Below are 14623 nucleotides of genomic sequence, written 5' to 3'. Positions count from 1 at the left end.
GGCGCCCGTGCCCGCACCCGCTCGTACTCGTACACCCCACGCTCCGAAGGACAGCCCTGCCATGACGGTCACCCCCGCCCCCCGCCTCCGGACCTTCGGCTCCCGCATCGCCGGCCCCGGCCACCCCGTCTACGTCGTCGGCGAGATCGGCATCAACCACAACGGCGAGCTCGGCAACGCCCTCGCCCTCATCGACGCCGCCGCCGAAGCCGGCTGCGACGCCGTGAAGTTCCAGAAGCGCACCCCCGAGATCTGCACCCCCCGCGACCAGTGGGACATCGAGCGCGACACCCCCTGGGGCCGGATGACCTACATCGACTACCGCCACCGCGTGGAGTTCGGCGAGGACGAGTACCGCGCCATCGACGAGCACTGCGCCAAGCGCGGCATCGACTGGTTCGCCTCCCCGTGGGACACCGAGGCCGTCGCCTTCCTGGAGAAGTTCGACGTCCCCGCCCACAAGGTCGCCTCCGCCTCGCTGACCGACGACGAACTGCTGCGCGCCCTGCGCGCCACCGGCCGCACCGTCGTCCTCTCCACCGGCATGTCCACCCCGAAGCAGATCCGGCACGCGGTGGAGGTGCTGGGCAGCGACAACATCCTGCTCTGCCACGCCACTTCCACGTACCCGGCCAAGGCCGAGGAGCTCAACCTGCGGGTGATCAACACCCTCCAGGAGGAGTACCCGAACGTCCCGATCGGCTACTCCGGCCACGAGACGGGCCTGCAGACCACCCTGGCCGCCGTCGCGCTGGGCGCCACCTTCGTCGAGCGCCACATCACCCTCGACCGCGCGATGTGGGGCTCCGACCAGGCCGCCTCCGTCGAGCCGGGCGGCCTGACCCGCCTGGTCCGCGACATCCGCACCATCGAGACCGCGCTCGGCGACGGCATCAAGCGGGTCTACGACTCCGAGCTCGGCCCGATGAAGAAGCTCCGCCGCGTCCAGGGCGAGCTCGCCTCGGTCTGACCTTTCACGCACCCCCCGCACCGTCCCCTCCACCCTCTGTCGAGGAGCACCTGGTGACCCCCTCAGCCCCCGCCCCGACCCTGGCCTTCGTCGAAAGCCCGGTCCAGCTGCTCAACGTCCTGGAGTGGGCGCACGCCCAGGGCGCCGGACGGCTCCTCGGAGTCGTCCCGCGTCAGCCGGCCCGCGGCGGCGGGAACGGGTCCGGGCCGGTCGCTTCCGCCGCCGGAGGCCTGCGGATCGTGGTGCTCCCGCCCACCGACCCCATGTCCCGGGGGCAGCTGCGCCGGATGGCGGGCCTGGCCCGGGACGAGGGGCACGAGGTGCGGTGGCAGGAGGCCCGCGGCGGCCGGTTCGCTCCGGTCAAGGCCTTCGCCGCGCTCGCGCGGGAGGTACGGGCGGCCCGGCGGGTGGTGATAGGGGATCCGTTCTCCCGCTACGTACAGCTCCTGCTCACGCTCGTCCGGGCCGAGGAGCTCGTCGTGGTCGACGACGGCACCGCGACCATGGAGTTCGTCGCCCAGACGGCCCGCGGCGAGCGCCTCGTGCGCTGGCACCGGGTCGGCGGCGGCGGGCTCCCGGGCCGGCTGCGCGAGCTGGCGTACGCGCCGGTCTCCGCGACGGCCCGGCGGCGGTTCACCCCGGGTCAGGGCGGCCACCGCCGCGTCGAGGTGTTCAGCTCGATGCCGGTCACCGCGCACAGCGGCATGACCTTGCGGCTCAACGACTTCGCGTGGACCCGGGCCCGCTTCGGCCCGCCGCTCCTGACCAAGGGCACCGATCTGGTCGGGACCTCGCTGGTGGAGACGGGTGTGGTCGACCCGGACCGCTACCTGGAGGCGGTGCGCGCCCTGACCCTGGAACACGGCGCCACCCGCTACTTCGCCCACCGCCGGGAATCCCCGGAGAAGCTGCGCCGGCTGAGCGAGGCGACCGGGCTGGAGATCGTACGTCCGGACCTGCCGCTGGAGCTGATCGCGAGGCGGGGTCCGGTCGGCCGGACGATCGTCAGCTTCCCCTCCACGGTCGTCCACACCCTGCCCTACGCGCTGATCGGCACCGGCGTGACCGTGGCCGTATGCGATGTCGATCCGAGCTGGCTCACCGCGTCGGCCTCCGAGCGGGCCCGCGGATTCCTCGCCGGGGTCACCGACACCGCCCGTGATGTGCACAGACTTCCTGCTCAGACGGCTCCGGCGGCCGGATGAGTGCACAGGTGAGCGCGCGAGTTTACCCGCGGCTTCATCCGGTCATGCGTCCAGAGGCCGGGTTTCTTTCCCCTAACGGCATGAACTTTTTGTGATCTCCAGCCAGTTGACCCATGGGTGGGCCTACCCTTAAACGGGTGAACCAGTTGATGTCCCGCGAGTCCCAGACCGCCCAGCCCGCCGCGCCCGACCGGCCCGAGCTGCCCGGCAAGCTTCCGGACCACCTGCGCGCCGAACTGATCGCCTTCCGCCGGGACTTGCACATGCATCCCGAGCTAGGACACCAGGAGTTCCGCACCACGGCGGCGATCAAGGTCCGGCTGGAGAAAGCGGGCCTGCGCCCGCGGGTGCTGAAGTCGGGCACCGGTCTCATCTGTGACGTCGGCACCTGGGACGGCGTACGTCCCATGCTGGCTCTGCGCGCGGACATCGACGCCCTGCCCATCCCGGACGCCAAGACGCACGTCCCGTACCGCTCTACCGTCCCGGACCGCGCCCACGCCTGCGGCCACGACGTGCACACCGCCGTGGTGCTCGGCGCCGGACTCGTCCTCGCCGAGCTCGACCGCAAGGGCGAGCTGCCCCGGCCGGTGAGGCTGCTCTTCCAGCCCGCCGAGGAGGTGCTGCCCGGCGGCGCCACCGAGGCCATCGAGTCCGGGGTGCTGGACGGAGTCGGCAAGATCATCGCCCTGCACTGCGACCCCCGGGTCGACGCCGGCCGGATCGGCCTGCGCACCGGGCCCATCACCTCGGCCTGCGACCGGCTGGAGGTCACCCTCGAAGGCCCCGGCGGGCACACCGCCCGTCCGCACCTGACCACCGACCTGGTGACGGCGGCCGCCCGGCTCGCCCTCGATCTGCCGGCCCTGCTGACCAAGCGCATGGACGCCCGCTCGGGCATGTCGGTGACCTGGGGCCGGATCGAGGCCGGGCACGCCTGCAACGTCATCCCGATGCACGCGGAGCTGTCCGGAACCGTTCGGTGCCTGGACCTGAACTCCTGGCACGAGGCCCCCGACCAGATCCACGCGATCATCGACGAGATCGCCTCGATGCACCGCGCCAAGTCGGAGATCACCTACGTGCGCGGGGTCCCCCCGGTCGTCAACGATCCGATGGTCACCGAACTGCTGCGCGAGGCGATGAGCGCCCGGCGCGGGGCCGACTCGGTCGAGGACACCGAGCAGAGCCTGGGCGGCGAGGACTTCTCCTGGTACCTGGAGCACGTCCCCGGAGCCATGGCGCGCCTGGGCGTCCGTACGCCGGGGGACGCCGCGAAGCGGGATCTGCACCGGGGCGATTTCGACGTGGACGAGGCCGCGATCGGGGTCGGCGTGGAGTTCTTCACGGCCGCCGCGCTGCTCGACGGACGCTCGCCCGAAGGGCGACGCGCCAGGCCCGCGGGGGCGGGCGGGTAGAAGTTCTTACAACATCGGCGATTGATCCGGCGGACGCGTCCGGCCCTTGGTACACATGGGTCGGACGCGTCGGCAGTTACTGATCGGTCACTGTCTGGTTCACGACGATCCGATAACGACTCATGAACGGGCCTTTAACTGACATCTACGCGCGTTACGATCTCGGCGAAACCAGCGCCGGTCGTGGCGCTTCGGTCAGGTTTTGAAGGAGCCTCCCCTTGCGCCGGATCACCAGGATCGCCACCGTGGGCCTCGCGTCCGCCGCGCTGGCCCTCTCGGCCACCGCCTGTGGCGGTAAGAAGTCCTCGGACTCCTCGTCCGATTCCTCTTCCTCCGCGGAGAAGTCCGCCGCCATCGCGTACGACATCGGTGGCCGCGGCGACCAGTCGTTCAACGACGCCGCCTACGAGGGCCTCCACAAGGCCGAGACGGACCTCAAGATCAAGGGCGCCCAGGCGGAGCCCACCGACGGCGAGGGCGAGGCCGACAAGGTCCAGCGCCTCACCGAGCTGGCCCGCAAGGGCAACAACCCGGTCATCGGCGTCGGCTTCGCCTACGCGCCGGCCATCAAGAAGGTCGCCGAGAAGTTCCCGAACACCACGTTCGGCATCATCGACGACACCTCGGTGCAGGCGAAGAACATCGCCAACCTCGTCTTCAACGAGGAGCAGGGCTCCTACCTGGCCGGCGTCGCCGCCGCCAAGGCGTCCAAGACCGGCACGGTCGGCTTCATCGGCGGTGTCGAGGTTCCGCTGATCAAGAAGTTCGAGGCGGGCTTCGCCCAGGGCGTCAAGGACACCAACCCGAACGCCAAGGTGCTCACCCAGTACCTGACCCAGCCGCCGAACTTCGACGGCTTCGCCAAGCCCGACCTGGGCAAGGCCGCGGCCGAGGGCCAGCTCGACAAGGGCGCCGACGTGATCTACTCGGCCGCCGGTCTGGCCGGCTCGGGTGCCATCGAGGCCGCCTCCGCCAAGGGCAAGTGGTCCATCGGCGTCGACTCGGACCAGTACAACCAGGCCGGTCTGGCGAAGTACAAGGACTTCATCCTGACCTCGGTCACCAAGGACGTCTCCGACTCGGTCTACAACCTGATCAAGTCGGTCCAGGACGGCAAGCCCGAGTCGGGCGAGGTCCGCTACGGCCTGGACAAGGACGGCGTCGGCCTGGCCGACTCCAACCCGAAGTACAAGGAGATGACCGACCTCGTCGCCGCGGTCGACAAGGCGAAGGCCGACATCATCGCCAAGAAGATCACGGTCAAGACCGCGCCGTAAGGCGTCGTCCGACCTGCGTCACGCGTGAACCCGGGGTCCGGGCAGCGGTCACCATCGCTCCCGGGCTCCGGCCCGTGTCACGTGCTTTCATGTGATCTTGTGGCCGGTTGGCCGCAAGTTTTCACTTTCGACAGTGCTACGCGCGTAGAAGCATCGTGGACGCGATACTTTCTCCCCCCGCCCTGTCCCCTCCCTGCCTTCAGCTCCTTCCGCGCCAAGGAGAGTGCGTCATCAACGCGTCCAGCCCGCCCCCCGCCGTAGAACTGCACGGCATCACCAAGCGTTTCCCCGGCGTCGTCGCCAACAAGGACATCGCGATCACCGTCCGCAAGGGCACGGTCCACGCCCTCGTCGGCGAGAACGGCGCCGGCAAGTCGACGCTGATGAAGATCCTCTACGGCATGCAGAAGCCGGACGAGGGCACCATCGCCATCGACGGGGAGCAGGTCTCCTTCGGCAGCCCCGGCGACGCCATCGCCCGCGGCATCGGCATGGTGCACCAGCACTTCATGCTCGCCGACAACCTCACCGTCCTGGAGAACGTGGTTCTCGGCGGCGAGAAGCTCTACGGCATCGGCGCGAAGGCCCGCAAGAAGATCAAGGAGATCTCGGACGCGTACGGCCTCGGCGTGCGCCCCGACGCCCTGGTCGAGGACCTCGGTGTCGCCGACCGCCAGCGCGTGGAGATCCTCAAGGTCCTCTACCGCGGCGCGCAGATCCTCATCCTCGACGAGCCGACCGCGGTGCTCGTGCCGCAGGAGGTCGACGCGCTCTTCGACAACCTGCGCGAGCTCAAGTCCGAGGGCCTGACCGTCATCTTCATCTCGCACAAGCTGGGCGAGGTCCTGAAGGTCGCCGACGACATCACCGTCATCCGGCGCGGCACCACGGTCGGCACCGCCGACCCGCGCACCACCACGACCAAGCAGCTCGCCGAGCTCATGGTCGGCTCCGAGCTGCCCTCGCCGGAGACCCGCGAGTCCACGGTGACCACCGTCCCGATGCTCCAGGTCGAGCGGCTGACCGTCGCCGAGGGCGGCGTGCCCGTCGCCACGGAGGACACCGCGCGGACCCCGGGCCTGTCGGACGCCAACCTGCGCGAGGCGCCGGTCGCCGGACGCCTGCTGCTCGACGGGATCAGCTTCACGATCCACAAGGGCGAGATCCTGGGCATCGCGGGCGTCGAGGGCAACGGCCAGACCGAGCTCATCGAGGCCCTGATGGGCATGATGACCCCCGACGCGGGCGTCATCACCCTCGACGGCAAGGACATCACCAAGTCCCCGGTGCGCAAGCGCCGCGAGGGCGGCATCGGCTACATCCCCGAGGACCGCCACCGGCACGGTCTGCTGCTGGAGTCCTCCCTCTGGGAGAACCGCATCCTCGGTCACGTCACCGAAGCCCCCAACTCCAAGCGCGGCATCATCGACCCGAAGGCCGCCCGCAAGGACACCGAGCGGATCGTGCGCGAGTACGACGTCCGCACGCCCGGCATCGAGGTCACCGCGGCCTCGCTCTCCGGCGGCAACCAGCAGAAGCTGATCGTCGGCCGCGAGATGAGCCACAACCCGAAGTTCCTCATCGCCGCCCACCCCACCCGCGGTGTGGACGTCGGTGCGCAGGCGCAGATCTGGGACGCGATCCGCGAGGCCCGCCGCGAAGGCCTGGCGGTCCTGCTGATCTCCGCCGACCTGGACGAGCTCATCGGCCTGTCCGACACCCTGCGCGTGATCTACCGCGGCCGCCTGGTCGCGGACGCCGACCCCGCGACCGTGACCCCCGAGGAACTCGGCACCGCCATGACGGGTGCTGCATCCGGACACCTCGACGCCACAGACGCCACCGACAACAACTCCGCCGCCGGCACGGATGCCCGTACCGACTCCCCGGAGGACGAGGCCCGATGAAGAAACTCGACAAGGACCGGCTGCTCCTCGGCTTCGCCGGGCCCGCGCTCGCGCTGGTCACCGCCTTCCTGCTGACCATGATCGTGCTGGCGGCGACGGGTGTGGACCCGATCGAACCGCTGCGGCTCATGGTGGACAACGCGGGCTACGAGGACGTCCAGGTCCTCATCGTCAACCAGGCCGGTACGTACTACCTGGCGGCCCTGGCCGTGGCCATCGGCTTCCGGATGAACCTCTTCAACATCGGCGTCGACGGCCAGTACCGCCTCGCCGCGATGCTGTCGGCGGTCGTCGGCGCGGCGGTCTCGCTGCCCGGACCGCTGCACATCCTGCTGATCGTGATCGTCGCCATGCTGGTCGGTGCCTTCTGGGCCGGTATCGCGGGCGTCCTGAAGGCCCGGCGCGGAGTCAGCGAGGTCGTCTCCACGATCATGCTGAACGCGATCGCCACCAGCTTGATCGCCTGGCTGATCCTGCCGAAGAACCTCGGCGTCCAGCCCGAGGGCTCCAACGACCTGACCACCGGCGAGATCGCGAAGTCGGGCTGGTTCCCGGCGATCTCGCTGGGTGACGGCCTGGAGATCTACGGCTTCACGTTCATCGCCTTCGCGCTGGGCATCGTCTACTGGTTCGTCCTGGGCCGCACCCGCTTCGGGTTCGACCTGCGCGCCACCGGCGCCAGCGAGTCCGCCGCCCAGGCCTCCGGTGTCGACGCCAAGAAGATGATCATCACCTCGATGCTCATCTCCGGCGCCGTCGCCGGCCTCGCCGGCATGCCGGTGCTGCTGGGCGAGAGCCACACGTACAGCCTGTCCTTCCCGGTCGGTGTCGGCTTCACCGGCATCACCATCGCGCTGCTCGGCCGCAATCACCCGGTCGGCATCTTCTTCGCCGCGTTCCTGATGGCCTTCATCGACAAGGCCTCGGCCTCGCTCGACACGGCCGGGTACGCGAAGGAGATCGGCACGATCATGAAGGGCCTGATCGTGATCGCGGTCGTCGTCTCCTACGAGCTCGTCCGCCGTTACGGGATCCGACGCCAGCAGCAGAAGGTCGGCGAGGAGCTGGCCGCGGGCCACGCCATCACGACCGACAAGGAGGTCTCGGCGTGAGCACCAGCACCGTTTCCGCGACCAGCGCCGCACCCAAGAAGCAGGGCGGACGCACCAAGCTCACCCTCCCGTGGATCATGCTGATCCTCGCGGGCGGCCTCGCGCTCGTCTCGCTGGTCCGCGTGATCAGCGGCGCGAACGACCTGACCTCCATCGGCCAGGTCTCCGGAGCGCTCTCCCTCGCCGTGCCGATCGGCCTCGCCGGACTCGGCGGCCTGTGGGCCGAGCGCGCGGGCGTCGTCAACATCGGCCTCGAAGGCATGATGATCCTCGGCACCTGGTTCGGTGCCTGGGCCGGCTACCAGTGGGGCCCCTGGACCGGCGTCGTCGCCGGCCTGATCGGCGGCGCCATCGGCGGCCTGCTGCACGCGATCATCACGGTCACCTTCAACGTGAACCACATCGTCTCCGGTGTGGCCATCAACATCCTGGCGCTGGGCTTCACCCAGTACCTGTCGAACTTCACGTTCGCCGAGGCGCCCGGCGGCTCCTCCAAGCAGTCCCCGCGCGTCGAACCGATCTACGAGATCACCGTGCCGGGGTTGTCGGACTGGATGGCGACCCTCCAGGGCAAGCACTGGTTCTTCCTCTCCGACATCGCGGGCGTGGTCGGCGGCCTGGTCACCGGCCTGTCGCTGCTGACCGTCGTCGCGCTGCTGCTGATCCCCGGCACCTGGTGGGTGCTGTGGCGCACCACCTTCGGCCTGCGGCTGCGCTCCTGCGGCGAGAACCCCGTCGCCGCCGAATCGCTCGGCGTCAACGTCTACAAGTACAAGTACATCGCCGTGATCGTCTCGGGCGCCCTCGCGGGCCTGGGCGGCGCGTTCCTGTCGATCGTGGCCAGCCCGATCTACCAGGAGGGCCAGACCGGCGGCCGCGGCTACATCGGTCTCGCCGCGATGATCTTCGGCAACTGGATGCCGGGCGGCATGGCGCTGGGCGCCGGCCTGTTCGGCTTCACCGACAGCCTCAAGCTGCGCGGCGGCGCCGAGAACGTCCACGCGATGCTGCTGCTCATCGCGATCCTGCTCGTCCTGGTCGTGGCCTGGCAGCTCTACAAGAAGCGCTACGTCCCGGCCGGCATCTCGGCGGTCTTCGCCGTGCTGCTGTTCCTCTGGTACGCGCTCACGGACCAGGTGCCCAGCCAGTTCGTGGACGCCGCCCCGTACCTGACCACGCTGCTCGTGCTCGCGCTGTCCGCGCAGCGCCTGCGGATGCCCAAGGCGGACGGCATGCCGTACCGCAAGGGCCAGGGCAAGTGACGGCCGCTCCCGACTGGGAGGCCCTGCGCGAGGCCGCCCGGGAGGCGATGTCCCGGGCGTACGCCCCGTACTCGGGCTTCCCGGTCGGCGTCGCGGCGCTGGTCGACGACGGCCGCACCGTCGTCGGCTGCAACGTGGAGAACGCCAGCTACGGGCTCGGCCTGTGCGCCGAATGCGGTCTGGTGTCCTCCCTCCAGGCCACGGGCGGCGGCCGCCTCACGCACTTCACGTGCGTGGACGGCAAGGGCGAGATCCTCGTCCCCTGCGGCCGCTGCCGCCAGCTCCTCTTCGAGTTCGGCGGCGCCGAGCTCCAGGTGGAGACGCCGGAGGGCGTCCTGCCGCTCTCCGCGATGCTGCCGCAGGCCTTCGGGCCGGACCATCTGAGATAGCCGTACCGACGGCCCTCCGCCCTGCCGGGCGGGGGGCCGCCGTTTTCCCCTCATCTCCCTCTCCTCTCTCTATGCGCGTAGAAGGAAGCACTTCCATGGACGTCATCTCCGTCATCCGCACCAAGCGCGACCGCGGTGAACTGAGCCCCGAGCAGATCGACTGGGTCATCGACGCGTACACGCGCGGCGTGGTCGCCGACGAGCAGATGTCGGCGCTGGCGATGGCCATCCTGCTCAACGGCATGAACCGCACCGAGATCGCCCGCTGGACCGCCGCGATGATCGCCAGCGGCGAGCGGATGAACTTCGACTCCCTCTCCCGCCCCACCGCGGACAAGCACTCCACCGGCGGCGTCGGCGACAAGATCACCCTGCCGCTGGCCCCGCTCGTCGCCGCCTGCGGCGCGGCCGTACCGCAGCTCTCGGGCCGCGGCCTCGGCCACACCGGCGGCACCCTGGACAAGCTGGAGTCCATCCCCGGCTGGCGCGCCCTGCTCTCCAACGAGGAGATGCTGCACGTCCTGGACACCACCGGCGCCGTCATCTGCGCGGCCGGCGACGGCCTGGCCCCGGCCGACAAGAAGCTCTACGCGCTGCGCGACGTGACCGGCACCGTCGAGGCGATCCCGCTCATCGCCTCCTCGATCATGTCCAAGAAGATCGCCGAGGGCACCGGCTCGCTCGTCCTGGACGTGAAGGTCGGCACCGGCGCCTTCATGAAGAACATCGAGGACGCGCGCGAGCTGGCCCGCACCATGGTGGGCCTGGGCACGGACAGCGGCGTCAAGACGGTCGCCCTGCTCACCGACATGTCCACCCCGCTCGGCCTGACCGCCGGCAACGCCCTGGAGATCCGCGAGTCCGTCGAGGTTCTGGCGGGCGGCGGCCCCTCGGACGTCGTCGAGCTGACCCTGGCCCTGGCCCGGGAAATGCTGGACGCCGCGGGCATCAAGGACGCCGACCCGGCGAAGGCCCTGGCCGACGGCCGGGCGATGGACGTGTGGCGCCGGATGATCGCCGCACAGGGCGGCGACCCGGACGCGGCGCTGCCCGTCGCGCGCGAGCAGCACGTGGTCACGGCCCCGTCCTCGGGCGTCCTGACCCGCCTTGACGCGTACGGGGTGGGCGTCGGCGCCTGGCGCCTGGGCGCCGGCCGCGCGCGCAAGGAGGACCCGGTCCAGGCGGGCGCGGGCATCGAGCTGCACGCGAAGCCGGGCGACACGGTCGTCGCGGGCCAGCCCCTGATGACCCTGCACACGGACACCCCGGAGAAGTTCGACTACGCCCTCGCGGCGCTGGACGGCACCTTCGACATCGCGGCGGCGGGCACGGCCTTCTCCGCCACGCCGATCGTGCTGGACCGCATCGCCTGACCTGCGGCTTCTCATGCGGGTGAACGGGACTGGTAGACCCTTGCCGGTCCCGTTCGGCATGCTGGGATCGGTGACGAACCGATTGAGGAGCACACCATGAGCGCACTCGCAGTCGAGCATCAGCCTCCGAGCGATGACGACTGGGACCTGCTTGTCCGTTTCTGGGAGGAGACGGACTGGCAGGAAGGCTTGACGGTGGAGATCATTAAGGGGATCGTCACCGTGGCACCACCGCCTACCGGCAACCACAGCTTGATCGCGGCCAAACTGATGGCCTGTTTGCAGCCCGGTATCCCTATGGACTGGGGACTTCACCAGACGCTTGGGGTCGTTGTCCCATCAAAGTCCGGGCTCTACATCCCCGATCTGCTGGTTGCGCCTGACGCCGTCGTGAAGGGGGCGCCCTTCATCCCGGCAGCGGCGGCCGAACTCGTCGTCGAGATCACGTCCCCCTACAACGCCAAGCATGATCGAGTCGACAAGGCCGTCGGATACGCTCGGGCCGGCGTGCCGTTCTATCTGCTCATCGATGCGTTTGCGCCCCTGGGCCCCACGCTCACCTTGCACGGTGAGCCGAGGGGAGACCTGTACCGGGTCCTGCAGGTCGCAAAGTTCGGCGAGGTGTTCCACCTGCCCGCCCCCTTCGACGTGGACATCGACACCTCGCTCTTTCCCACGCCTGAGGATTCCTGACCCCGGCTGTCGATGAGTTCCACCGGCCCGTGCAGTCACCCTCTCGTGGAGAAGACCAGACTTGTACTGCCCGGCACCGGACCGACCCTGCGGGATACCGCTCTGCTCTGCGACCGGCTCACCCGGCTGTACGAAGCCGGCGCCCCGGCCGTGGAGTGCGACGTCGGCGCTGTCACTGCCCCGACCCTCGCCGCCGTCGAGGCCCTGGCCCGGCTGCGGCTCACCGCAGCGGGCCGGCCCCTCCGGGTGACCGGGGCCGCGCCCCCGCTCCGCGCGCTACTGCACCTCGTAGGACTCGTCGAGCTGCTCGGGGAGCCCGAAGAGCGGGAACCACCGGGGGGTGTCCAGGAAGGCGTTGAGCCCGACGATCTTCCCGTCTGACACCTCCAGCACCTGGAGCGCCCACGGGGTCCAGCCCGGCTGACCGTCCTCCCGCGGCCGGTACTGGCCGAAGGCGGGCATGCCGTTCGCCGTGGTCGGGACCAGCCGCGAGCCCTTGCAGCCGATGCCCTGGTTCAGGTGCCAGGCCGCGATGTCCTCGTGGCCCTGGAGCCACAGGTCGAACGGCGGCATCGACAGCACCGCGTCCTCGTGGAGCAGGGCGGTCAGCCGGGAGATGTCGTACGCCTCGAAGGCGGACAGGTACTGCTCCAGCAGCTTGGCCTGGTCCGCGTCCAGCGGGTCCGCGGACTCGCTCTCCCGGATGCGGGTCGCGGACAGCGTGGCGCGGGCCCGCTGCAGGGCGCTGTTCACCGAGGCGACGGTGGTGTCCAGCAGGGTGGCGACCTCGTCGGCCTTCCAGGCCAGCACCTCGCGCAGGATCAGGACGGCCCGCTGCTTGGCCGGCAGGTGCTGGAGCGCGGCGACGAACGCGAGCCGTACGGACTCCTTCGCCAGCGCCATCTCCGCCGGATCGGCGGTCTGCGGCAGTACCCGACCGTCGGGCACCGGCTCCAGCCAAGTCACCTCGGGCCGCTCGTTGAGCACGGCGGACGCCTGGTGCTGCGGGGCGCTCAGGTCCATCGGCCGGGCCCTCTTGTTCCCCGCGTTCAGGAGGTCCAGACAGACGTTGGTGGCGATCCGGTACAGCCAGGACCGCAGGGATGACCTGCCCTCGAACTTCGCGAAGCTCCGCCAGGCACGGATGTACGTGTCCTGCACCGCGTCCTCGGCGTCGAAGGCCGAGCCGAGCATGCGGTAGCAGTAACCGGTGAGCTCCACGCGGTAGCGGTCGAGCGCCGCGTCGAGGTCGAGGTCGGGTGCGAGGTCGGTGGCTTCGGTCATGTCCCTTGATCCCCTTGGTAGTTCCCGGTCCTTCGGACGCTACCCGAGGGGTCTGACAACCGCAGCCCGGCACGCGGCGCGGCCCGCGCGGCGGACCGTTCCGCTACAGCTGCCACCGGGCCCGCACGACTCCGTCCGCGTCCGGCAGCACGCCCGTGAACAGGGGATCGTGGTCGTCCGCGAAGACCGGCAGCAGGGTGGCGGCCCGGGCCCCGGCGAGCACCCGTGCCAGCTCCGTCCGGTCGTCGTCGTCGGCGTGCCCGCTGGAGATCCGGCCGTCCGCGTCCTCCCACACGCACTCCAGCAGGAACTCCTCCGGCAGCCCTGCGATCAGCCCGGCGGTGTCGGTGGACAGCGGAGGCCATACGTACACCCGCGCGCGCGGCGCGAGGGCGGCCCGGATCGCGTCGAGCCGGACCTCGTCGTCCAAGGGACCCACGAGGTGCCAGCGGGAGGCGTTCGCGGCGGGGTTCTCCTCGATCAGCCCCGCTTCGCCGCGCGCCGCGCTCGCCCGCACCCGCTCCCAGAACACGTCGTCGGCGGGGCGCAGCTCGTACTCCTCGTCCTGCGCGGGATCATAGGGCGATGCCCCGATCGGCTCGGCGAAGAGCCCGAGGGCGTGGGTGCGGGCCACGGCGCCTTCGCAGGGCGTGCGGACGCCGACGTACACGTACTGGTCCCAGCCGACCTCCACGGTCATGGCGTCCTCCGCCTCCAGCCGGCACCAGAGACCGCCGTCGCCGTTCATCATGCGCACGAGCTCCAGCGCCACCGGCACCGTCACGGGTGCGCCGTCGTAGAACCCGTCGAACCCGTCCGCGAACGGCCCGAGCGGCCCGGCCCGGTCGATCGCCCCCTCCGGGTCCAATCTCCCGAACCCCCCGCCGACCTGCGGATCCCGGACGGCGAACCGCTCGATCCGGCTCTCCTCGGCGAAGGCCGCGACGGCCGCCAGGTACGCGGCGTCGACCGGCCCGTTGTCGCCGTTGGTGTCCTGCGTCCCCCGGTAGGTGCCGTCGGGGGCCCGGTCGGCGGGATCGTACTTGGTCACCCGGTACACGTGGGGCAGCGGGACGTCAGGCATCCGCGTCACCCCCGGCCGGACCGAGGGGCAGCTCCGGGAGCTCCGGGACGGGCCACGACGCCGGCGGGCGGAAATCGCACCAAGTGCCGTCGAAGGGGTAGGACGCCGAGTCGATGAGCCGCGTGACGCGGACGCCCTCCGCGCGGATGGCGGCGGCCTCGGCGGCCGTCCAGTACACCGGGTGGCCCGTCTTCGCGGCGAAGGACTCCTCGTCCTTCCACTCCCACGCGCGGTCCGGGGTCACCGTGATGTCGAGTTCCTGGTCGGTCACGTGCACGTCCGCGCCGTCCGGGGTGCTGGCACGGGATTCGAGGTTCACGTACCAGCTGCGGAACTCCTGGCCCCTCGTGAAGTTCCACCACACCGCGTGCCCCGCCCCGGCCGGCTGCAGGATCAGCGCGCCCCCGTGCCGCCACCGGTCGGCCCGCAGCGGGTACGAGCCCTCCGGCGGCAGGTCCCGCAGGTGGGTGCCGGTCGGGATGGCGGCGCGCCAGAGCGGGGTCCCCGGGGCCACCCACAGCAGCAGGCCGGCGTCGTCCGACTCGACCGCCCGGGCCGGGACGATCATGCTGACCGTACGGCCGAGTATGAGGTGAATGTTGACTGTCGACATGATCGGCGATCATGTCATCCACCGGTTGCGAGCTGC

The 14623-nt window shown here is 70.4% G+C and carries 14 protein-coding genes; 11 read left to right on the top strand and 3 right to left on the bottom strand.

Annotated features, from left to right (window positions below; all coding sequences use genetic code 11):
- The first annotated feature begins 61 nt into the window (after positions 1-61).
- The 11 genes from ACFYYB_RS16385 (at position 62) to ACFYYB_RS16335 (ending at position 11987) form a co-directional block, all read left to right on the top strand.
- Positions 62-970 (top strand): N-acetylneuraminate synthase family protein, encoded by a 909-nt coding sequence (locus tag ACFYYB_RS16385; RefSeq protein ID WP_389436224.1) that lies wholly within the window; start codon positions 62-64, stop codon positions 968-970.
- 53 nt (positions 971-1023) lie between these two features.
- A complete protein-coding gene (locus tag ACFYYB_RS16380) occupies positions 1024-2175 on the top strand; it encodes a hypothetical protein (protein ID WP_389435883.1) in 1152 nt (383 codons plus the stop codon).
- Positions 2176-2324: 149 nt separating this feature from the next.
- Positions 2325-3593 carry an amidohydrolase gene (locus ACFYYB_RS16375; protein WP_389436223.1) on the top strand — a complete coding sequence of 423 codons (1269 nt, stop codon included), beginning with the start codon at positions 2325-2327 and terminating at the stop codon, positions 3591-3593.
- 218 nt (positions 3594-3811) lie between these two features.
- Positions 3812-4870 (top strand): BMP family protein, encoded by a 1059-nt coding sequence (locus tag ACFYYB_RS16370; RefSeq protein WP_389435882.1) that lies wholly within the window; start codon positions 3812-3814, stop codon positions 4868-4870.
- 263 nt (positions 4871-5133) lie between these two features.
- The gene (locus ACFYYB_RS16365) at positions 5134-6777 is read left to right on the top strand and encodes an ABC transporter ATP-binding protein (RefSeq protein WP_389436222.1); all 1644 of its coding nucleotides are present in this window, start codon (positions 5134-5136) and stop codon (positions 6775-6777) included.
- On the top strand, positions 6774-7889 hold the full coding sequence (locus tag ACFYYB_RS16360) for an ABC transporter permease (protein ID WP_389435881.1): 1116 nt from the start codon (positions 6774-6776) through the stop codon (positions 7887-7889). The genes ACFYYB_RS16365 and ACFYYB_RS16360 overlap by 4 nt, the downstream gene beginning before the upstream one ends.
- Positions 7886-9151, top strand: coding sequence for an ABC transporter permease (locus ACFYYB_RS16355; protein ID WP_389435880.1), 1266 nt, complete (start codon positions 7886-7888; stop codon positions 9149-9151). The genes ACFYYB_RS16360 and ACFYYB_RS16355 overlap by 4 nt, the downstream gene beginning before the upstream one ends.
- Complete coding sequence (locus tag ACFYYB_RS16350; protein ID WP_243333749.1) at positions 9148-9540, top strand: cytidine deaminase; 393 nt, start codon at positions 9148-9150, stop codon at positions 9538-9540. Before ACFYYB_RS16355 ends, ACFYYB_RS16350 begins: the two co-directional genes overlap by 4 nt.
- Before the next feature lie 95 nt (positions 9541-9635).
- Complete coding sequence (locus ACFYYB_RS16345; RefSeq protein WP_389435879.1) at positions 9636-10913, top strand: thymidine phosphorylase; 1278 nt, start codon at positions 9636-9638, stop codon at positions 10911-10913.
- Positions 10914-11009: 96 nt separating this feature from the next.
- Complete coding sequence (locus ACFYYB_RS16340; RefSeq protein WP_389435878.1) at positions 11010-11606, top strand: Uma2 family endonuclease; 597 nt, start codon at positions 11010-11012, stop codon at positions 11604-11606.
- A 12-nt stretch (positions 11607-11618) separates the two neighbouring features.
- Positions 11619-11987, top strand: coding sequence for an STAS domain-containing protein (locus tag ACFYYB_RS16335; RefSeq protein WP_389435877.1), 369 nt, complete (start codon positions 11619-11621; stop codon positions 11985-11987).
- Here the strand turns inward: ACFYYB_RS16335 and ACFYYB_RS16330 are convergent.
- From ACFYYB_RS16330 to ACFYYB_RS16320, 3 genes are all read right to left on the bottom strand, one after another.
- The gene (locus ACFYYB_RS16330) at positions 11883-12890 is read right to left on the bottom strand and encodes a sigma-70 family RNA polymerase sigma factor (RefSeq protein WP_389435876.1); all 1008 of its coding nucleotides are present in this window, start codon (positions 12888-12890) and stop codon (positions 11883-11885) included. The genes ACFYYB_RS16335 and ACFYYB_RS16330 overlap by 105 nt on opposite strands.
- Positions 12891-12993: 103 nt before the next feature.
- Complete coding sequence (locus ACFYYB_RS16325) at positions 12994-13974, bottom strand: RNA-binding protein (protein ID WP_389435875.1); 981 nt, start codon at positions 13972-13974, stop codon at positions 12994-12996.
- Positions 13967-14587, bottom strand: coding sequence for a DUF402 domain-containing protein (locus ACFYYB_RS16320; RefSeq protein ID WP_389435874.1), 621 nt, complete (start codon positions 14585-14587; stop codon positions 13967-13969). The genes ACFYYB_RS16325 and ACFYYB_RS16320 overlap by 8 nt, the downstream gene beginning before the upstream one ends.
- Positions 14588-14623: the final 36 nt, after the last annotated feature.

Source organism: Streptomyces sp. NPDC002886, from assembly GCF_042888445.1.
Lineage (GTDB): Bacteria > Actinomycetota > Actinomycetes > Streptomycetales > Streptomycetaceae > Streptomyces.
This window is presented reverse-complemented; position numbering and strand designations above follow the sequence as displayed.

Coding starts and splice junctions, on each gene's coding strand:
- ACFYYB_RS16385 (WP_389436224.1), top strand. CDS start 62: ATGACGGTCACCCCCGCCCCCCGCCTCCGGACCTTCGGCTCCCGCATC.
- ACFYYB_RS16375 (WP_389436223.1), top strand. CDS start 2,325: ATGTCCCGCGAGTCCCAGACCGCCCAGCCCGCCGCGCCCGACCGGCCC.
- ACFYYB_RS16360 (WP_389435881.1), top strand. CDS start 6,774: ATGAAGAAACTCGACAAGGACCGGCTGCTCCTCGGCTTCGCCGGGCCC.
- ACFYYB_RS16345 (WP_389435879.1), top strand. CDS start 9,636: ATGGACGTCATCTCCGTCATCCGCACCAAGCGCGACCGCGGTGAACTG.
- ACFYYB_RS16340 (WP_389435878.1), top strand. CDS start 11,010: ATGAGCGCACTCGCAGTCGAGCATCAGCCTCCGAGCGATGACGACTGG.
- ACFYYB_RS16335 (WP_389435877.1), top strand. CDS start 11,619: ATGAGTTCCACCGGCCCGTGCAGTCACCCTCTCGTGGAGAAGACCAGA.
- ACFYYB_RS16330 (WP_389435876.1), bottom strand. CDS start 12,890: ATGACCGAAGCCACCGACCTCGCACCCGACCTCGACCTCGACGCGGCG.
- ACFYYB_RS16325 (WP_389435875.1), bottom strand. CDS start 13,974: ATGCCTGACGTCCCGCTGCCCCACGTGTACCGGGTGACCAAGTACGAT.
- ACFYYB_RS16320 (WP_389435874.1), bottom strand. CDS start 14,587: ATGTCGACAGTCAACATTCACCTCATACTCGGCCGTACGGTCAGCATG.